The organism is Billgrantia sp. NRB1 (assembly GCF_056921725.1).
Window position 1 is genome coordinate 3,520,303 of sequence record NZ_CM167783.1, and the last position, 19,555, is coordinate 3,539,857.

19 protein-coding genes are annotated in these 19,555 nt (G+C 67.8%); 18 read left to right on the forward strand and 1 reads right to left on the reverse strand.

From position 1 onward, the window contains the following. Positions 1 to 53 precede the first annotated feature (53 nt). From tgt to secF, 4 genes are all read left to right on the forward strand, one after another. Positions 54 to 1,172 carry a tRNA guanosine(34) transglycosylase Tgt gene (gene tgt, locus ACZIYR_RS15995; protein ID WP_483529095.1) on the forward strand — a complete coding sequence of 373 codons (1,119 nt, stop codon included), beginning with the start codon at positions 54 to 56 and terminating at the stop codon, positions 1,170 to 1,172. A 106-nt stretch (positions 1,173 to 1,278) separates the two neighbouring features. Next, positions 1,279 to 1,605, forward strand: coding sequence for a preprotein translocase subunit YajC (yajC, locus tag ACZIYR_RS16000; RefSeq protein ID WP_473034767.1), 327 nt, complete (start codon positions 1,279 to 1,281; stop codon positions 1,603 to 1,605). A gap of 351 nt (positions 1,606 to 1,956) precedes the next feature. Then, positions 1,957 to 3,807 (forward strand): protein translocase subunit SecD, encoded by a 1,851-nt coding sequence (gene secD / locus ACZIYR_RS16005; RefSeq protein ID WP_483527388.1) that lies wholly within the window; start codon positions 1,957 to 1,959, stop codon positions 3,805 to 3,807. Between the two features lie 22 nt (positions 3,808 to 3,829). Next, positions 3,830 to 4,756, forward strand: coding sequence for a protein translocase subunit SecF (gene secF / locus ACZIYR_RS16010; protein ID WP_473034768.1), 927 nt, complete (start codon positions 3,830 to 3,832; stop codon positions 4,754 to 4,756). Between the two features lie 119 nt (positions 4,757 to 4,875). Here the strand turns inward: secF and ACZIYR_RS16015 are convergent, their stop codons facing one another. Next, a complete protein-coding gene (locus ACZIYR_RS16015; protein WP_473034769.1) occupies positions 4,876 to 5,670 on the reverse strand; it encodes an inositol monophosphatase family protein in 795 nt (264 codons plus the stop codon). A gap of 241 nt (positions 5,671 to 5,911) precedes the next feature. On the opposite strand from ACZIYR_RS16015, the gene trmJ reads away from it, so the two are divergent. The 14 genes from trmJ to der all read left to right on the forward strand — a co-directional run bounded on the left by trmJ (position 5,912) and on the right by der (position 19,393). Beyond that, a complete protein-coding gene (gene trmJ / locus ACZIYR_RS16020; RefSeq protein ID WP_483527389.1) occupies positions 5,912 to 6,676 on the forward strand; it encodes a tRNA (cytosine(32)/uridine(32)-2'-O)-methyltransferase TrmJ in 765 nt (254 codons plus the stop codon). Positions 6,677 to 6,761: 85 nt separating this feature from the next. Further along, positions 6,762 to 7,631: a serine O-acetyltransferase gene (gene cysE, locus ACZIYR_RS16025; protein WP_483527390.1), complete on the forward strand. Its 870-nt coding sequence runs from the start codon at positions 6,762 to 6,764 to the stop codon at positions 7,629 to 7,631. A 128-nt stretch (positions 7,632 to 7,759) separates the two neighbouring features. Continuing rightward, positions 7,760 to 8,233: a Fe-S cluster assembly transcriptional regulator IscR gene (gene iscR / locus ACZIYR_RS16030; protein ID WP_473034770.1), complete on the forward strand. Its 474-nt coding sequence runs from the start codon at positions 7,760 to 7,762 to the stop codon at positions 8,231 to 8,233. Positions 8,234 to 8,295: 62 nt separating this feature from the next. Continuing rightward, positions 8,296 to 9,444 carry an aminotransferase class V-fold PLP-dependent enzyme gene (locus tag ACZIYR_RS16035; RefSeq protein ID WP_483527391.1) on the forward strand — a complete coding sequence of 383 codons (1,149 nt, stop codon included), beginning with the start codon at positions 8,296 to 8,298 and terminating at the stop codon, positions 9,442 to 9,444. A gap of 26 nt (positions 9,445 to 9,470) precedes the next feature. Further along, positions 9,471 to 9,797 carry a HesB/IscA family protein gene (locus ACZIYR_RS16040; RefSeq protein WP_473034772.1) on the forward strand — a complete coding sequence of 109 codons (327 nt, stop codon included), beginning with the start codon at positions 9,471 to 9,473 and terminating at the stop codon, positions 9,795 to 9,797. Positions 9,798 to 10,162: 365 nt separating this feature from the next. Further along, entirely contained in the window at positions 10,163 to 10,588 is a 426-nt protein-coding gene (gene ndk / locus ACZIYR_RS16045; protein ID WP_473034773.1) for a nucleoside-diphosphate kinase, read from the forward strand. 75 nt (positions 10,589 to 10,663) lie between these two features. Next, entirely contained in the window at positions 10,664 to 11,791 is a 1,128-nt protein-coding gene (gene rlmN, locus ACZIYR_RS16050; protein ID WP_483527392.1) for a dual-specificity RNA methyltransferase RlmN, read from the forward strand. Positions 11,792 to 11,905: 114 nt separating this feature from the next. Continuing rightward, on the forward strand, positions 11,906 to 12,643 hold the full coding sequence (gene pilW / locus ACZIYR_RS16055) for a type IV pilus biogenesis/stability protein PilW (protein ID WP_483527393.1): 738 nt from the start codon (positions 11,906 to 11,908) through the stop codon (positions 12,641 to 12,643). A gap of 30 nt (positions 12,644 to 12,673) precedes the next feature. Then, positions 12,674 to 13,642: a RodZ domain-containing protein gene (locus ACZIYR_RS16060; RefSeq protein WP_483527394.1), complete on the forward strand. Its 969-nt coding sequence runs from the start codon at positions 12,674 to 12,676 to the stop codon at positions 13,640 to 13,642. Positions 13,643 to 13,651: 9 nt separating this feature from the next. Next, the gene (gene ispG, locus ACZIYR_RS16065) at positions 13,652 to 14,767 is read left to right on the forward strand and encodes a flavodoxin-dependent (E)-4-hydroxy-3-methylbut-2-enyl-diphosphate synthase (RefSeq protein ID WP_483527395.1); all 1,116 of its coding nucleotides are present in this window, start codon (positions 13,652 to 13,654) and stop codon (positions 14,765 to 14,767) included. A 25-nt stretch (positions 14,768 to 14,792) separates the two neighbouring features. Then, positions 14,793 to 16,118: a histidine--tRNA ligase gene (gene hisS, locus ACZIYR_RS16070; RefSeq protein ID WP_483527396.1), complete on the forward strand. Its 1,326-nt coding sequence runs from the start codon at positions 14,793 to 14,795 to the stop codon at positions 16,116 to 16,118. A gap of 49 nt (positions 16,119 to 16,167) precedes the next feature. Then, the gene (locus ACZIYR_RS16075) at positions 16,168 to 16,827 is read left to right on the forward strand and encodes a YfgM family protein (RefSeq protein WP_473034779.1); all 660 of its coding nucleotides are present in this window, start codon (positions 16,168 to 16,170) and stop codon (positions 16,825 to 16,827) included. Next, entirely contained in the window at positions 16,824 to 17,990 is a 1,167-nt protein-coding gene (gene bamB, locus ACZIYR_RS16080) for an outer membrane protein assembly factor BamB (RefSeq protein WP_483527397.1), read from the forward strand. Before ACZIYR_RS16075 ends, bamB begins: the two co-directional genes overlap by 4 nt. Further along, entirely contained in the window at positions 17,987 to 19,393 is a 1,407-nt protein-coding gene (gene der / locus ACZIYR_RS16085; RefSeq protein WP_483527398.1) for a ribosome biogenesis GTPase Der, read from the forward strand. The genes bamB and der overlap by 4 nt, the downstream gene beginning before the upstream one ends. Positions 19,394 to 19,555: the final 162 nt, after the last annotated feature.

Here is a 19,555-nt window from a genome sequence, read left to right on the forward strand (position 1 = left end):
ACCTTTCGAGGGCCTTGCAGAAAGAAGAGAGTTCCATGCGTAACGAATGCTTCATGTCCTTCGAACAGCTGGCCAGCGACGGCCGGGCGCGCCGCGGCCGCCTGACCTTCCCCCGCGGCACGGTGGAGACCCCTGCCTTTATGCCGGTGGGCACCTACGGCACCGTCAAGGGCATGACCCCGCAGTCGGTGCAAGAGATCGGCGCCGAGATCATCCTCGGCAACACCTTTCACCTCTGGCTGCGCCCCGGCACCGAGGTGATCGAGGGCCATGGCGACCTCCACGACTTCGCCCAGTGGCAGCGGCCGATCCTCACGGACTCCGGCGGCTTCCAGGTCTTCTCCCTGGGCGAGATGCGCAAGATCACCGAGCAGGGCGTGCACTTTCGCTCGCCGGTGGACGGCGCCAAGGTGTTCATGGGCCCCGAGGAGTCCATGGCAGTGCAACGCTCGCTGGGCTCCGACGTGGTGATGATCTTCGACGAGTGCACCCCCTACCCGGCCACCGAGCGGGAGGCCGCGCTCTCCATGGAGCGCTCCCTGCGCTGGGCCAAGCGCTCGCGAGACGCCCACGGCGACTCTCCCTCGGCGCTGTTCGGCATCATTCAGGGCGGCATGTATCCCGAGCTGCGCGAGCAGTCCCTCAAGGGGCTCATGGAGATCGGCTTCGACGGCCTGGCCATCGGCGGCCTCTCGGTAGGCGAGCCCAAGGAGGAGATGATCGGGGTGCTGAACTATCTCCCCCAGTGGATGCCTGAGAACTACCCCCGCTATCTGATGGGCGTGGGCAAACCCGAGGACTTGGTGGAGGGCGTACGCCGCGGGGTCGATATGTTCGACTGCGTGATGCCCACCCGCAACGCCAGGAACGGCCACCTGTTCACCGCCGAAGGCACCGTCAAGATCCGCAATGCCAAGTACCGTCACGACACTCGCCCCTTGGAAGAGGGCTGCAACTGCTACACCTGCCAGCACTTCTCCCGGGCCTACCTCCACCACCTGGACCGCTGCGGCGAAATGCTCGGCTCGATGCTCAACACCATCCATAACCTGCGCCACTATCAGCGGCTCATGGCCGGTTTGCGCGGTGCCATCGAAGCGGGTACATTGGCGAACTTCGTGGAAGGCTTCTATGCGCAGCGCGGGCTGCCAACACCTCCCGCACCGAATTGATCCGTGGCCGGTGACCCGGGCCGGGCGCCCGGCAGCCGCCAGCGGCGCCATTGCCTGACGACCTTTCGGACCACTCCGTTTCAGACAACCTAGGAGACGCACCTTCATGCTGGATTTCTTCATCTCACCGGCCTACGCCCAGGACGCCGGGGCCGGCAGCGGCATGGCCCAGATCATCATGCTGGTCGGCTTCGTGCTGATCTTCTACTTCCTGCTGTGGCGCCCCCAATCAAAGCGCGCCAAGCAGCATCGTGAGCTGATCGGCGGCCTCTCCAAGGGTGACGAGATCGTCATCGGCGGTGGCCTGGTGGGTCGCATCACCAAGGTCAGCGACGAGTTCATCAGCATGGAAATCTCCGACGGCACCGAGGTCAATGTACAGAAGAACGCCGTGGCCGCCGTGCTGCCCAAGGGCACCATCAAGTCCATCTGATGCTGTCGCCCCACGCCCTTGCCGGCTGGCCCCGCCCGGGCCGGATAGCGGCGAGGGACGTACAGCGGCCGCTGTCCCCGGTGCCTCTAGGCCACCGGGGGCAGCGGCCGAGCTGACGTTGCGCTAGGAGCCTGTCGGGTTTGACCGATCGTCGCGAGGAACACGGATTTCGAGACAAGTTTATCGATCTGATGAGGCGAATAGCGCGCTATTTAACGAATCAGATCGAATGAAATTGGCCGAAAGCCCGGGTTTCGCAGCAGATCAGCGTTAAGTCCGACAGGCTCCTAGCCCCTTTTGCGGCAACCCGTTCTCAGCCATCTCGTTTCAGCAACCAAGGGCAGGGCTCGCATGCTCAACCGTTTCCCCCTCTGGAAGTACCTGCTGATAGTCATTGTGCTGCTGGTAGGCCTGGTCTACTCGCTGCCCAATCTCTACCCGGAAGATCCCTCCATCCAGATCAGCAGTGCCCGCGGCGACGCCACCGTCGAGGCGGGCCAACTCGAGCGCATCGAGCAGTCATTGCGCGATGCCGGCATCGATATCAAGCGCGTCGACATCGACGACACCCGGGTGCTGATCCGGCTCGACGACGCCGACGACCAGATTCGCTCCCGCGACCTGATCGCCGACATGCTCGGCAACGACTTCGTGGTGGCGCTCAATCTCGCCGACTCGACCCCGGCCTGGCTGCGGTCGCTCGCCGCCTCGCCCATGACCCTGGGTCTTGATCTGCGCGGCGGGGTGCACTTCCTGCTCGAAGTGGACATGGACGCCGCTCTGACCCAGCGCCTCGAGGTCAACGCCAGCGCCATGCGCGAGCAGCTGCGCAGCGAACGCATCCGCTATCGCGGCACCGAGATCGAGGAGCGCACCCTGACCTTCTCCTTCGCCAACGAAGAGGACCGCGACAACGCCCGCCGGCTGATCAGCCGCGAGTTCCGCGACTTCGACTACGCCAGCGAAGGCGACGGCCGCGGGTCACGCCTGGTGATGACCCTGACCGACACGGCGGTCAACGAGATTCAGGACTACGCGGTCAACCAGAACCTCACCACCCTGCGCAACCGGGTTGATGAGCTGGGCGTGGCCGAGCCCATGGTGCAGCGCCAGGGACCGGATCGCATCGTGGTGGAGCTGCCGGGGGTGCAAGACACCGTGGCCGCCAAGCGAGTGGTGGGCGCCACCGCTAACCTCGAGTTCCGCCTCGAGGCGCGCCCGGATACCCCGGACGCCGAGACCGAGACGTTCGCTTTCCGCAACGACCCCAATCGCACCGCCGACCTGATGCGCGACGTCATCATCACCGGCGACAGCGTCTCCAGCGCCAACCGCAGCTTCGACGAAAACGGCCGCCCCCAGGTCAACATCAACCTGGACGGCACCGGCGGCACCCTGATGAACCGCGCCACCCGCACCAATATCGGGCGCAACATGGCGGTGCTGTTCATCGAGCACAAGACCCGCGACCGGGTGGTCATCGAAGACGGCGAGGAAGTGGAAGTTCGCGAGCCCTACACCGAGCGCGGCCTGATCAGCCTGGCCACCATCCAGAGCGCGCTGGGCAACAGCTTCCGCATCACCGGGCTCGACTCGCCCACCGAGGCGGGGGAACTCGCCCTGCTGCTGCGCTCCGGCTCGCTCGCCGCCCCCATCTACTTCGTCCAGGAGCGCACCATCGGCCCGAGCCTCGGCGCCGAGAACATCCAGCGGGGCGTGATGTCGGTGCAGATCGGGCTGCTGCTGGTGGTGGCCTTCATGCTGATTCGCTATAAGATGTTCGGCCTCTTCGCCAACGTCGCCCTGGCGCTCAACCTGACCCTGCTGATCGCGGCCATGTCGATGCTCGGCGCCACCCTCACCCTGCCCGGCATCGCCGGTATCGTGCTGACGCTCGGCATGGCGGTGGATGCCAACGTCCTGATCTTCGAGCGAATACGCGAGGAGCTGCGCGGCGGGCTATCGATCCAGCAGGCGATCCATGCCGGCTATGAGCGCGCCTTTACCTCGATCCTCGACGCCAACATCACCACGCTGCTGGTGGCGGTGATCCTGTTCTCGATCGGCACCGGGCCGGTCAAGGGCTTCGCCGTGACCCTGTCGCTGGGGATCCTCACCTCGCTGTTCACCGCCCTGCTGGTGACCCGCTCGATGGTGAACCTCACCTACGGCGGCAAGCCGGTCAAGAAGCTGTGGATCTAAGGCTCACCAACATGAGGTGGTTATGAAAGCCCTCGTCAATCGACAGTTCGACTTCATGGGCAAGCGGAAGGTCGCCTTCGCGATCTCGGCCGCTCTGATCCTGGTGTCGATCCTTTCGCTGCTCTTCCAGCAGCTCAACCTGGGTCTGGACTTCACCGGGGGAACCCTGGTGGAGGTCCGCTATGCGGTGGCGCCCTCCCTGGACGCCGTGCGCCAGACCCTGGAGGCCGCCGGGTTCCGCGACGTCTCGGTGCAGACCTTCGGCGCCTCTACCGAGGTGCTGATTCGCCTGCAACAGGCCTTCGACCCCGAGGTCGGCGACCGGGTGGTCAGCCTGCTGCGGGCCGACGGTGATACCGTGGAGCTGGTCCGCGCCGAGTTCGTCGGCGCCCAGGTCGGCGAAGAGCTGCGCGACCGCAGCGGCATGGGCCTGCTGGTAGCGCTGGGCATCGTGATGCTCTACGTGGCCTTCCGCTTCCAGTACAAGTTCGCCATCGGCGCCCTGCTGGCCCTGATGCATGACGTGCTGATCGTGGTCGGCATCTTCTCGCTGTTCCAGCTCGACTTCGACCTCACCGTGCTGGCCGCGCTGCTGGCGGTAATCGGCTATTCGCTGAATGACACCATCGTCGTCTACGACCGCATCCGCGAGACGATCCGCAAGTCGCGCATCGACGACATGCCGGCGATCTTCAACGAAGCGATCAACCTCACCCTGTCCCGCACGCTGGCGACCTCTGGTACCACCCTGCTGGTACTGATGGCGCTGCTGCTGCTGGGCGGCGACATGATCCACTACTTCTCGATCGCCCTGATCCTCGGTGTGATCGTCGGCACCTTCTCCTCCATCTACGTGGCGGCCGCCCTGCTGCTCGCCGTGAAGCTGGAGCGTAAGGACCTGATCCCGCCCAAGAAGGAGGACGCCGAGGCGGAGGAGGAGCTGCCCTGACAGCTGTAAGCTGTAAGCTGTAAGCTGTTGGTCAGCATCAATTTATGGGAAAAACGAAAAACCCCACCGCTGTCAGGCGAGTGGGGTTTTCTTATAGCTTAAGGCATAAAGCTTATGGCTCAGAAATGCGGCTTGAGCTGCTGAACCAAGGCCTTGTAGAGGCGCGGGCCGGCAGCCATCAGCAGCCCTCCGGTCTCCATGGCGGGCTTGCCGTCCGGCGTGCCCATCAGCGCGCCGGCCTCCTTGAGCAGCAGACTGCCGACCAGGCGGTCCTGCTCCTCCAGCCCCAGCACGAAGGCGGCGTCGACGCGGCCGGCGGCCAGCTCGGCCATGTCCAGCAGGCCGCTGCCGCTGGCCAGCTGGGTCTCGAGCTGGGGACCGAGCTGCTGGATCAGGGTCAGGTAGGCGGGCAGGTGGCGCGAACGCCGCTCGCTCTCTGGCAGCCCCATGGCCAGCCGCGCCCCGGCGATGGCGGCAGTCTTGGGCACGCGGATGCGCTTGCCGTTGTGCTGGGCACCGCGGCCGCGGCTGGTCAGGTATTCGTCATCGCTGAAGGGGCAGATCACCACCGCATGCTCCGGGCGTCCCTTGACCAGGCAGACCAGCGACAGGGCGAAGCCCTTGCCGGCCACGCCCAGGCTGGAATAGCCGTGGAAGGGCTCGATCCGCCATTCGATATCCTCCCCTTCGCCTTCACCGGCGCGGTAGGGAGTAAAGCGTCCGGCAATGGCATGCTGGGGATAGCCACGGCTGAGCTGACGAACGATCAGCGTCTCGGCGTTGCGGGCGGCGTCCTCGAGCAGGCGCTCGAGGCTGTGTTCTTCATGGGCATTCTCGATACGTTCGCGAATGCGCAAAAACTGTTCGGCGGCGCTGCGCGTGGCGCGCAGCGCGAATTGGACCATCGGATGCATGATCGGGCCTTGGAGCGTCGGTGGTGTTAAAGAACGAAGCGGTTCGTCTGGAGGCGAACGGGTCGGCGCGAATCCTAGCAGAAGGACGCGACGAGCGCCATCGGCCTCGCCCCTCGCCCCTCGCCCCTCGCCCCTCGCCCCTCGCCCCTCGCCCCTCGCCCCTCGCCCCTCGCCCCTCGCCCCTCGCCCCAGCATGCTAGACTCCCCCACTTACCGTTCCACCAGCCTTACGAGAAGCCCCATGCTCGAGCGCATCCGCATCGTTCTGATCGGCACCAGCCACCCCGGCAACGTCGGCGCCACCGCCCGTGCCATGCACAACATGGGGCTGGCCGACCTGGCTCTGGTGGCGCCGCGCTGCGAGCCACTGACCAGCGACAGCATCTCCCGCGCCTCGGGCGCCGATGCCCTGGTGCACCGTGCCCGCACCGTCGAGACCCTCGAGCAGGCGGTGAGCGACTGCACCCTGGTGGTGGGGGCCAGCGCCCGCTCGCGCACCCTGCCCTGGCCGATGATCTCCCCCCGGGCCCTGGGCGAGCGGCTGCCGGCGGAGCTGGCCGGCGACGGCGCCCGCCTGGCCCTGGTCTTCGGCCGCGAGGACAGCGGGCTAACCAACGCCGAGCTGCAGCGCTGCCATGCCCATGTGCACATCCCCACCAACCCGGACTTCAGCTCACTGAACCTGGCCGCCGCCGTGCAGGTGCTCGCCTACGAGTGCCGCCTGGCCTGGCTGGCCAGCGGCGATGCGCCCGAAGCGGCGCCGGTACCCCATCAGCCGCTGGCCAGCCATGAGGAGCTGGAGCACTACTTTGACCACCTGGAGCGCACCCTGGTCACCATCGGCTTTCACGACCCGTCGCTGCCGCGACAGCTGATGGCCCGGCTGCGGCGCTTCACCCTGAGGGCGCGCCCCGAGCGCATGGAGCTCAATATCCTGCGCGGCATCCTCTCCGCTACCGAGAAGCAGGCTCGGACGGCCCAGGACGAGCGCGAGCCCAGGCCTTGAAGCCAATGCCTGCCGCCCCCAGATAGTGATCGATACCCGGTCGCCGCACACCCTGTCACACGCCCTGCCACCCAAGGACCGCCGCATGTTTCAACGACTGCGCGAGGACATCAACAGCGTCTTTTCCCGCGACCCCGCCGCCCGCAACTTCCTGGAGGTGCTGACCAACTACCCCGGTTTGCACGCCCTGCTGCTCCACCGCCTGGCGCACTGGCTGTGGGGCAAGAGACTCAAATGGCTGGCCCGCACGCTGTCGACCTTCTCCCGCTGGATGACCGGCATCGAGATTCACCCCGGTGCCAAGATCGGCCGGCGCTTCTTCATCGACCATGGCATGGGCGTGGTGATCGGCGAGACCGCCGAGGTGGGCGATGACGTCACCCTCTACCAGGGGGTGACCCTGGGCGGCACCAGCTGGCACAAGGGCAAGCGTCACCCGACCCTGGAGGACGGGGTGATCGTCGGCGCCGGCGCCAAGATCCTCGGCCCCTTCACCGTGGGCACCGGCGCCAAGGTCGGCTCCAACGCGGTGGTCACCAAGGCGGTGCCCCCCGGCGCCACCGTGGTCGGCATCCCCGGCAAGATCGTCCAGCGCCCCGACCCCGACAGCGCCGAGGCGCTGGCCGTGGACCCCGAGCGCCGCGAGGCGATCCGCCAGAAGTTCGGCTTCGACGCCTACGGCGTCAGCGAGGACATGCCGGACCCGGTGGCGCGCTCCATCCAGGCGATGCTCGATCACATGCACGCCGTGGACGAGCGCATCGAGCGGATGTGCAGCACCCTGCGCAAGCTGGATGCCGGCTACCGCGATGGCCGCCTGCCGGAGCTGCGCGACGAGGACTTCGCCGAGATACTTGCCGACGTGGAGCGCTGCTGCGGGCCCACCGAAGCCGAGCCGTCGACACGCCGCAGCGACCGACAGTGCAAGCCGGAGGGCGATTCGGGCAATGGTTGACCACGGCGCTTGGGCTTTATCATAATGGGGTCTGAATCTTGCGGTTGGCAGCCCGGCCGCTTCGCTCCCCGAGCACCAGCCCGCCACCGGCGCCGAGGTACGCTCCCCATGCGTTTAACGAGCCCAGCATGCGTTTGACCACCAAGGGACGCTACGCCGTCACCGCCATGCTCGATCTGGCCCTCAACGCCGAGAAGGGGCCTACCAGCCTGGCCGACATCTCGCGCCGCCAGGAGATTTCGCTGCCCTACCTCGAGCAGCTGTTCGCGCGGCTACGCCGCGCCGAGCTAGTCAAGAGCGTACGCGGGCCCGGCGGCGGCTACCTGCTGGCGATGCCGACCGAGGCGCTGTCCATCGCTCGGGTCATCGATGCGGTCGATGAGTCGGTGGACGCCACCCGCTGCCAGGGGCTGTCCGACTGCCAGCAGGGCGACACCTGCCTGACTCACCACTTGTGGTGCGACCTCTCCGAGCAGATCCGCGGCTTTCTCGACGGCATCACACTCGCCCAGCTGGTCGACAACGGCGAGGTGCGGCGCATCGCCGCCCGCCAGCGGCAGCGCAGCCGGGACAGCGACACCATTCTGACCTCGCCGCCCTGAACCCGGCGCCGTCGCGCCCCGCCAACCATGACAGCCCCAGAACCGGAGACCCCCGCGAGCCCATGAGCGCCCTCGTCTACCTCGACTATGCCGCCACCACGCCGGTCGACCCGCGGGTCGCCGAGGTCATGGCCCGCCACCTCACCCTGGACGGCATCTTCGCCAACCCCGCCTCGCGCAGCCACATGCTCGGCTGGCAGGCGGAGCAGGCCGTGGAGAGCGCCCGCCGCCAGGTGGCCGACCTGATCGGCGCCGACCCGCGCGAGATCGTCTGGACCAGCGGCGCCACCGAGTCGGACAACCTGGCGCTGATCGGCTTCATGCGCGCCAACCGGGAGCGCGGCCGGCACCTGGTCACCTCGACCATCGAGCACAAGGCGGTGGTCGATACCGCCAAGGCGCTCGAGGCCGAGGGCTTCGACGTGACCTGGCTGACCCCGGGCCGCGACGGCCGGGTGACGCCCGACCAGCTGCGCGACGCCATGCGCCACGACACCGCGCTGGTGTCGCTGATGGCGGTCAACAACGAGCTGGGCGCCATCCACGATCTCGCGGCGCTGGCCGAGGTGGCCCATGCCGGCGGCGCCGTCTTCCACGTCGACGCCGCCCAGGGCGTGGGGCGCATTCCCCTCGACGTCAAGGCGCTGGGCATCGACCTGATGTCGCTCTCCGGCCATAAGGCCTACGGCCCCAAGGGGGTGGGCGTGCTCTACGTCAAGCGCAGCCCCGAGCTACGCCTGGAGGCGCTGATCCACGGCGGCGGCCATGAGCGCGGCATGCGCTCCGGCACCCTGCCCACCCATCAGATCGCCGGCATGGGCGAGTCCTGCGCCCTGGCCGCCGCCGAGAGCGCGACCGACCAGGCGCATATTGCCACGCTGCGCGACCGACTGCTCAACGGCCTCGCGGGGCTCGACGGCATTCACTGCAACACCACTCGCGAGGTCTCGGTACCCAACATTCTCAACCTCGCCTTCGAGGGCGTCGACGGCGAGTCGCTGTTGATGGCGCTGCGCGAGATCGCCCTCTCGACGGGATCGGCCTGCAACTCGGCCAGCGTCGAGCCATCCTATGTATTGAAGGAGATCGGCGTCCCGCGTCGCCTGGCGCTGGCGTCGCTGCGCTTCAGCTTCGGCCGCTTCACCACCGACGCCGATATCGACAGGGCCCTGGATGCCCTGCACCATGCACTGCCGGGGCTGCGTCGCTAGCCTCGTCCACCTGCAGGAGATTGACCATGGCGCAACTTTCGATCACCACCGCCGCCGCCGACCAGATTCGCCGGGTGCTCGAGGAGCGCGGCCACGGCCTTGGCCTGCGCGTCTCGGTCAAACCCAGCGGCTGCTCCGGCTACAGCTACGTCCTCGACTTCGCCGACGAGGCGGCCGCCAACGACGCCACCTTCGAGGAGCACGGGGTCACCGTGTTCGTCGCTCCCGAGGCCCTGGAGATGCTCGACGGCAGCGAGGTGGACTATGTCAGCGAAGGGCTCAACCGCTTCTTCCGCTTCAATAACCCCAACGTCAAGGATCAGTGTGGGTGCGGCGAGAGCTTCACCGTGTAACCCTACGGCACTCCCAAGGCCTGAGAGGCGCCGGGAGTAAGCCGACGAGGAGGTCCGATGCCATGGATGGCATCGGTAGCGCCCAAGGAGGGGTTCACAGCGCCTCCTCGTCGGCCTGCTCCCGGATCAGCCCCGAGCGGTGCTGCTAACGGTGATAGTCCTGGGGTGCCGGTGACGATTGTTCAACGCCGTCCGGCGGCGCTATACTACGCGCCCAGTCGGCCCAGGCCGCACCGTATCACGCTGCGCGCGCCGCCCTCGCTCCCCAGGGAGCCCGGGGCGGCGCGACGCTATCTGCATCTGCAGCGAACGTTTTCATCTCGGCGGAACACCGCCCCACTACTGACCCATTCGGAGATACGCCCATGGCTACCCAGCGCACCCTGTCCATCATCAAGCCCGACGCCGTTGCCAAGAACGCCATCGGCGAGATCATCTCGCGCTTCGAGAAAGCCGGCCTGAAAGTCGTGGCCGCCAAGATGCTCAAGCTCGACGAGGAGAAGGCCGGCGGCTTCTACGCCGAGCACAAGGAGCGTCCCTTCTTCAAGGACCTGGTCGGCTTCATGACGTCCGGTCCGGTGGTGGTGCAGGTGCTGGAAGGCGAGGACGCCATCGCCAAGAACCGCGACCTGATGGGCGCCACCAACCCCAAGGAGGCCGCGCCGGGCACCATTCGCGCCGACTTCGCCGAGACCATCGACGCCAACGCCGTGCACGGCTCCGACTCTCCGGAATCCGCCGAGCGCGAGATCGCCTACTTCTTTGGAGCCGACGAGATCTGCGCACGCTGAGGCAGGCGCCGGCTTGACACCTGCTGCGCGGGGGCGACACGCCCCCGCCCTTGCCCCTCCGACGTCCCTGATGCCATGACCGCCAATACCGCTCCCCAGAAGACCAACCTACTCGGCCTGACCCGCGAGGAGATGGAAGCCTTCTTCCTCTCCATCGGCGAGAAGAAGTTCCGCGCCGCCCAGGTCATGAAGTGGATCCACCACGAAGGCTGCGACGACTTCGAGGCCATGACCAACCTCTCCAAGGCCCTGCGCACCCGCCTGGCCGAGGTCGCCGAGATCCGCGGTCCCGGGGTGGTCTACGAAGGCACCTCCGGCGACGGTACCCGCAAGTGGGTGCTGGAAGTGGAGGACGGCAGCTATGTCGAGACGGTGCTGATCCCGGCCGAGAACGGCAAGCGCCGCACCCTGTGCGTCTCGTCCCAGGTGGGCTGTTCACTTGACTGCAGCTTCTGCTCCACCGGCAAGCAGGGGTTTCAGCGCAACCTCAGCGCCGCCGAGATCATCGGCCAGGTGTGGGTGGCCAGCCGCAGCGGCGGCCCCCGCAAGGACACCGCCAACCGCCCCGTGACCAACGTGGTGATGATGGGCATGGGCGAGCCGCTGATGAACTACGACAACGTCGTGCCGGCCATGAAGCTGATGCTCGACGACAACGGCTACGGCCTCTCCAAGCGTCGGGTGACGCTCTCCACCTCCGGGGTGGTACCGATGCTCGACAAGCTCGGCGACGAGCTCGACGTGAGCCTGGCGATCTCGCTGCACGCCGCCACCGATGCGCTACGCAGCGAACTGGTGCCGCTCAACCGCAAGTACAACATCCGCATGCTGCTCGACGCCTGCCAGCGCTATCTGGCCAAGTGCGACGACACCCGGATGGTGACCATCGAATATACGCTGATCAAGGACATCAACGACCAGCGGGAGCATGCCGAACAGCTGGCCGCGCTGCTCGAGGAGCTGCCGTGCAAGATCAACCTGATCCCCTTCAACCCCTTCCCCCACTCGGGCTACGAGAAACCCTCGCGCAACCAGACGATGCGTTTCCAGCAGTGGCTCTATGAGCTGGGCTATACGGCGCCGATCCGCTCCACCCGCGGTGACGACATCGACGCCGCCTGTGGCCAGCTGGTGGGCAGGGTTAAGGACCGCACACGCCGCCATGAGCGCTATATCCGCTCGATCCAGATCGACGCCGACTGAAGGCGGCGCCTGCCTTGACTTCAACCCGGCACAGCGCTTTGATGGTCAGGCTTTTACCGGCCACCCGGGCGCAGCCGTTGTCAGACGGCCGCAAGCCGTGACGAAGAGGATGCCATGACGCGCCGCCCCCGCCTGCTCCACCGACCGACGCCGCTGCGCCTGGCGGCCATCCTGGCCGGGGCGCTGTGGCTTGGCGGCTGCGCGGCACAGGGCGAGCGAGCCGGCGACGTGCCAGGCCCTGCCGAGGCCTATACCCAGCTGGGCACGGCCTATCTGGAGCGGGACAACCTGAGCCGGGCCATGTCGGCGCTGAACCGCGCCCTGGAGATCGCCCCCAGAAGTCCCGAGGCGCTCCAGGCCATGGCCATCGTCTACCAGCGCCAGGGGGAGCACGAGCTGGCCGACTCAACGTTCCAGCGGGCCCTCCGGGCCGATCCCGGCTTTACCCGGGCGCGTAACAACTATGCGGCCTACCTGTATGACCGCGGCCGCACCCGCGAGGCCTGCGAGCAGCTGGAAGAGGCGTCCCGGGACACCCAATATGCCAGCCGCGGGCAGCTGTTCGCCAACCTTGGCCAGTGCCAGTGGGACATGGGCGACACGGCCGCGGCGCGCACCAGCCTCGAGCGCGCCCAGTCGATCGACCCGCGCCACCCGCGCAGCTACTTCACCCTGGCGGAGCTGGAGCTGGCGTCGGGCAACCTCGAGCGCGCCCAGCGGCAGCTCGAGGGCTTCATGCGCCTGGCCGGCTCGACACCGGCGGCCCAGGCGCTGGCCCGGGACCTTGCCGACGCCGGTGGCGCGCCCGGCACCGCCTTACGCACCCAGGATTCCCCGAGTGGCGCTCCCTGATCAACGTTTCATGACGAAGGATGCTCAGCCATGAGCGACACCTACAATACCGATGCTCCCGACGTCACGGCCCAAGCGTCCCCCGGCGAACTGCTGCGCCGCGAGCGCGAGACCCAGGGGCTATCCCGCGACGAGGTCGCCACGGCGCTCAACCTCCGGCCCGCCGTGATCGACGGCCTGGAGGCGGACAACTACGACCAGGTGCCCATCGTCGCCTATCGGCGCGGCTACCTGCGCGCCTATGCCCGTCTGCTGGGCATGGAAGACCGCGCCGTGCTGGACGCCTATGCCAGCCGCTTCGAGGAGGACGAACCGGAGCGCCGCGTGACCCCGGTACAGGTGACCCGTCCCCCCTCGCGGATCGGCGCCTGGCTGTTCAAGCTGGTCACCCTGCTGGTGATCGCCGGTCTGATCGGCCTGACCCTGATGTGGTGGCAGAGCCGCGGCGGCAGCGAGCCGCCCGATGTTAGCGACAGCGGACCGGTGTCCGTGGACACCCTCGACGGCACCACCCTGCTCGAAGAGGAGCCCGCCCCAGCCACCGGCGAGGGCCTGCCGCCGCTGCCCGAGGAGGGCGTCGACCCCATCGATCCCGGCGCGCCCGCCGCCCCGACGCCAACCACCCCTCCCGGCGAGGTGGACCCCGGCGGTGCGCTGCTGATTGCCGCCGGCCCCGAGGCACCGGCGACCGATGACGCCCCCGCCGAGGTCGAAGAGGTCGCAGAGCCCGAGCCGGTCGAGGCGCCCGCCGCCGACCCGCGCCAGCTCGAGCTGACCTTCAACGAACAGTCTTGGACCGAGATCTTCGATGCCAACAACCAGCGCATCTTCGTCGGTCTACAGGAACCCGGCACCTCGGCAAGCGTCGAAGGCGAACCGCCGTTTCGCCTGACCATCGGCAACGCCACCGGTGTCGAGCTGATCTGGGCCGGCGAGAGCGTCGATCTCGGCGCCCGCGCCGGTGCCAACAACGTCGCCCGCTTTACCTTGGGAGAGTGACCCGCCGCCATGCACGCACCATCCCCCATCATTCGTCGCAAGTCGCGCCAGATCCATGTCGGCCAGGTACCGGTCGGGGGCGACGCCCCGATCTCCGTGCAAAGCATGACCAACACCGACACCCTGGACGTGGCCGCCACCGTGGCCCAGATTCGCCAGCTGGAGACGGCCGGTGCCGACATCGTGCGTGTCTCGGTGCCCTCCATGGACGCCGCCGAGGCCTTCGGCCGCATCAAGCGTGAGGTGGCGGTGCCCCTGGTGGCGGACATTCACTTCGACTACAAGATCGCCCTGCGGGTCGCCGAGCTCGGTGTCGACTGCCTGCGCATCAACCCCGGCAACATCGGCAAGGAGGAGCGCGTGCGCGCCGTGGTGTCGGCCGCCCGCGACAACGGCATCCCGATCCGCATCGGCGTCAACGCCGGCTCGCTCGAGAAGGAGCTGCAGCGCAAGTACGGCGAGCCCACGCCGGCGGCGCTGGTGGAGTCCGCCATGCGCCATATCGACCACCTCGACCGCCTCGACTTCCCGGACTTCAAGGTCAGCGTCAAGGCCTCCGACGTCTTCATGGCGGTGGCCGCCTATCGTCAGCTGGCGGGCATGATCGAGCAGCCGCTGCATCTGGGGATCACCGAAGCGGGCGGCCTGCGCTCGGGCACCGTCAAGTCGTCGATTGGCCTGGGGCTGCTGCTGATGGACGGCATCGGTGACACCATCCGGGTGTCGCTGGCCGCCGATCCGGTGGAGGAGATCAAGGTCGGTTTCGACATGCTCAAGAGCCTGCGCCTGCGCAGCAAGGGCATCAACTTCATCGCCTGCCCCAGCTGCTCGCGGCAGAACTTCGACGTGATCGGTACCATGAACGTGCTCGAAGAGCGCCTCGAAGACATCATGACGCCGCTGGACGTCTCGGTGATCGGCTGCATCGTCAACGGCCCCGGCGAGGCCAAGGAGAGCGATATCGGGCTCACCGGCGGCAGCCCTGCCAACCTGGTCTATATCGATGGCAAGCCGGCCAGCAAGCTGCGCAACGACCACCTGGTCGACGACCTGGAGCGACTGATCCGCGACAAGGTGCGCGAGAAAGAGCAGGCCGAACAGGATGTGATTGCCCGCGGCCAGTGAGCCGGGCATCAACAAGGAGTCAGCATTGAGCAAGTCCCAAGCGAGTCAAAAAGCGTCGAGCAAGAAGATCCAGGCCATTCGCGGCATGAACGACCTGCTGCCGGAGCAGTCGGCCCTGTGGCAGTACTTCGAAGGCAAGGTCCAGGCGCTGATGCGCCGCTACGGCTACGCCGAGATCCGCACCCCCATCGTCGAGCAGACCGCGCTGTTCGCCCGCTCCATCGGCGAGGTCACCGATATCGTCGAGAAGGAGATGTACACCTTCGCGGATCGCAACGGCGATAGCCTCACCCTGCGCCCCGAAGGCACGGCGAGCTGCGTGCGTGCCGCCATGGAGCACGGCCTGCTGCACAACCAGACCCAGCGGCTCTGGTACCAGGGCCCGATGTTCCGCCACGAGCGCCCCCAGAAGGGCCGCTACCGGCAGTTCCATCAGGTCGGCGTGGAGTCCTTCGGCCTCGAGGGCCCGGACATCGATGCCGAGGTGATTCTGCTCTCGGCGCGACTGTGGCGCGACCTCGGCCTGCTCGAGCATGTCACCCTGGAGCTCAACTCGCTGGGCTCCACGGAGGCCCGCGCCGCCTATCGCGACACCCTGGTGGCCTACTTCGAGGCCCACTACGATACCCTCGACGAGGACTCGCGCCGCCGTCTGGGGAGCAACCCGCTGCGCATCCTGGACTCCAAGAATCCGGCGATGGCCGAGATGCTCGCCGGCGCCCCCAAGCTGATCGACCACCTGGACGATGCCTCCCGCGAGCACTTCGAGGCGCTCTGCGCCATGCTCGATACCGCCGGCATCGACTACGTGATCAACCCGCGACTGGTGCGCGGCCTGGACTACTATGGCCGTACGGTCTTCGAATGGACCACCACGGCGCTGGGCAGCCAGGGCACGGTGTGCGCCGGGGGCCGCTACGACGGCTTGGTCGAGCAGCTGGGCGGCAAGCCGACGCCGGCGGTGGGCTTCGCCATGGGCATCGAGCGGCTGATCCTGCTGCTCGAGACCCTGGCACTGGTGCCCGAGGCCGCCCTGGACGAGCTGGACGTCTATCTGCTGCCCATGGATGATAGCGCCACCGGCACCGCCCTGGTGCTCGCCGAGGAGCTGCGTGCCGCGCTGCCCGAGCTGCGCCTGCAGCTGCACTGTGGCGGCGGCAGCTTCAAGAGCCGGATCAAGAAGGCCGATAAGAGCGGCGCCCGCCTGGCGCTGCTGCTCGGCGAGGATGAGCTGGCCCAGGGCCAGGTGACCCTCAAGTTTCTGCGCGAGGAGCGCGACCAGCAGCGCCTGCCCCGCGAGTCGCTGGCTGCCGAGCTCGCCCCCCTGCTGGCCGACGACAGCGCCGCCTGAGGCGGGCGGCCTGGCCCGACCCATCGCATTGCCGTAAAGGAGACCGCCCGTGGCGGAGCTGAGAACCGAAGAAGAGCAGTTGGACGCGATCAAGCGCTGGTGGAAGGAGAACGGTACCTCGCTGATCGCCGGCGTCGCCATCGCCGTGGCCGGCGTGTTGGGCTGGAACGCCTGGCAGAACTACCAGGAGAATCAGTCCACCGCCGCCTCGATGCGCTACCAGCAGCTGATCAACCTCACCGCCGGCAACGACCTCGGCGAAGACGCCGTGCTACAGGCCCGCCAGCTGGCCGACGAGATCGTCGACAACCACGGTCGCACCCTGTATGCCGATCTGGCCCGCCTGATCGACGCCCGCCTGGCCGTGGCCCAGGCGGATCACGACGCCGCCCAGGCCGCCCTGCGCGCGGTGATCGATGCCAGCGGCCGGGAATACCTGCAGGGTCTGGCCAGGCTACGCCTGGCTCGCCTGCAGATCGCCCAGGGCGATGCCGACGCCGCCCTGGCCACCCTGGAGAGCAGCGTCCCCGCCGCGCTCACCGCCCAGCGTGAAGATATCCGCGGCGACGCCTACCGGGCGCTGGGCCGCGATGACGACGCCCGCAGCGCCTGGCAGAACGCCATGGCGGCCGCCGAACAGCGCGACCAGCCGCTGTATGGCGTGGATCTCAAGCTCGACGACCTCGGCGTGGAGGAGGCCACCCTATGACCCCTTCCCTGATTCCCAGGGTCCCGCTGGCCCTCGTCGGCCTGCTCACCCTGGCCCTGCTGGCCGGCTGCGCCAGCAAGCCGGAGCCCCGCTATACCCCCAAGGAGCTGCAGCGCTTCGAGGCCAGCCACGAGCTGGACACCGACTGGCGCCAGCGGGTTGGCCGTGGCCTGGGCCGCGGCCAGTACCCCATCGCCCCGGACCTGGACAGCGGCGTGCTCTTCGCCGCCGACGAGCGTGGCCGGGTGATGGCCGTGGACGCCGAGAGCGGCGACCGGCTGTGGCAGCAGGACCTGGAGACCGGCGTCTCCAGCGGCCTGACCGCGGTGGCCAACCAGGTCTACCTGGGCACCCGCAACGGCGAGGTGCTGGCGCTGAGCCAGGAGGACGGCGAGGTGCTGTGGCGCTCACGGGTCTCCAGCGAAGTGCTGGCGCCCCCCCAGCCCAATCAGCAGCTGCTGGTGGTGCAGAGCGTGGACGGGGCCGTCACCGCCCTCGACCGCCGCACCGGCCAGGAGCGCTGGGTGCACACCAGCAGCCAGCCGGCGCTGACCCTGCGGGGCACCGGCACCCCCCAGGTGATCGAGCCGGTCACCTTCGTCGGCTTCGCCAACGGCCGCTTGACCACCCTGGACAATCGCAGCGGCCAGCCGCTGTGGGAGCGGCGCATCGCCGTGCCCCAGGGCCGCAGCGAGATCGAACGCCTGGTGGACCTCGACGGCCAGCCGGTGCTGACCCCGGATGGGCGGCTGTTCGTGACCAGCTACAACGGACGCCTGGTGGCCCTGGAAGCCACCAGCGGCGATATCCTGTGGGAGCGCGAGCACTCCAGCTACCTGACGCCGGTGCTGGTGGGCGATGTGCTGTTCTCCGTCAACGAGGCCAGCCATGTCATCGCCCTGGATGCCAACAGCGGCGCGGAAGTGTGGCGCAACCGCGACCTGGAAGGCCGCTGGCTGACCTCGCCGGCGTTCGCCGACGGCAACCTGGTGGTGGGCGACTTCGAGGGCTATCTGCACCTGATCGATGCCCGCAGCGGCGACTTTGCCGCCCGTAGCCGCATCGACCGCTCCGGCATCAGCGTGCGCCCGATCACCGACTTCCGCCGGATCTATGTGCTGGCCAACAACGGCCGCCTCGAGGCCCTGGACATTCGCCAATGACCCCAGTGATCGCCCTGGTCGGCCGCCCCAACGTGGGCAAGTCGACCCTGTTCAACCGCCTGACCCGCTCCCGGGACGCCCTGGTAGCCGATTTCCCCGGGCTGACCCGGGACCGCAAGTACGGCAACGGCCTGCTCGGTGGCAAGGCCTATACGGTGATCGATACCGGCGGTATCAGCGGCGACGAGGCGGGCATCGATGCGGCCATGGCCGAGCAGTCACTGGCCGCCATCGATGAGGCCGACATCGTGCTTTTCCTGGTGGATGCCCGGGCCGGTCTCAACGTGGCCGACCAGGCCATCGCCAACCACCTGCGGGTCAACCAGAAGAAGACCTGGCTGGTCGTCAACAAGACCGACGGCCTCGATGAGCCGAGCGCCGTGGCCGAGTTCTGGGAGCTGGGACTGGGCGAGCCGCGGCCCATCGCCGCCGCCCACGGGCGCAACGTCACCGCGCTGATCGACGAAGTGCTCGCCCCCTTCCCCGAGCGGGACGAGAGCATCCCGGCAGACACCGGTACCAAGGGCATCCGTATCGGCGTGATCGGTCGCCCCAACGTCGGCAAGTCGACCCTGGTCAACCGCCTGCTCGGCGAGGAACGGGTGGTGGTCTTCGACGAGGCCGGCACCACCCGCGACGCCATCGAGATCCCCTTCGAGCGCCGCGGCAAGCCCTATGTGCTGGTGGATACTGCCGGCGTCAGGCGCCGCAAGAACGTCAGCCAGATCGCCGAGAAATTCTCGATCATCAAGACCCTGGAGGCGATCAAGGCGTGCCATGTCGCCATCATGGTCCTCGATGCGCGCTCGGGCCTGGTGGAGCAGGACCTGCACCTGCTCGACTATGTGCTGACCACCGGTCGCGCCCTGGTGCTGGCGGTCAACAAGTGGGACGGCCTGGAGCACGAGGCCAAGGAGACGATGCGCGCCGAGATCAAGCGCCGCCTGGGGTTCGCCGACTACGCCGAGCTGCATTTCATCTCGGCGCTGCACGGCACCGCGGTGGGGGATCTCTACCCCTCCATCGAGCGCGCCTTCGCCTCGGCCAACGCCCACTGGTCCACCAACCGCCTGACCACCATCCTGCAGGATGCGGTCAGCGAGCATCAGCCCCCGCTGGTCCACGGGCGGCGCATCAAGCTGCGCATGGCCCATCAGGGCGGCAGCAATCCCCCGATCATCGTGGTCCACGGCAACCAGACGGACGCGCTGCCTGAGGCCTATCGGCGCTACCTGACCAACACCTTCCGCAAGGTGCTCAAGGTGCGTGGTACGCCGATCCGCTTCGAGTTCCGCTCCGGCAAGAACCCCTACGACCCGCTGGCCGGCGCCAGCGACCGCGAGAAGGCCAAGAAGCGCGAACTCTCCCGCACCAAGGAGGCGCGTCAAAGCCGCCGCCGCTGACCCCGCGCCACCGGCCTCGACAGCGCCCGGCTCGCCTCTCGGCGGGCCGGGCGCTGTCGCTTTCTGGCCACTTCCCGCCCCGGGGCGAATCCTGCAGAATCCGCCAAACAGAATCCACTTGACAGGGCGCACCGCCGGCCCTCAAATACGCCGATTTTGCGC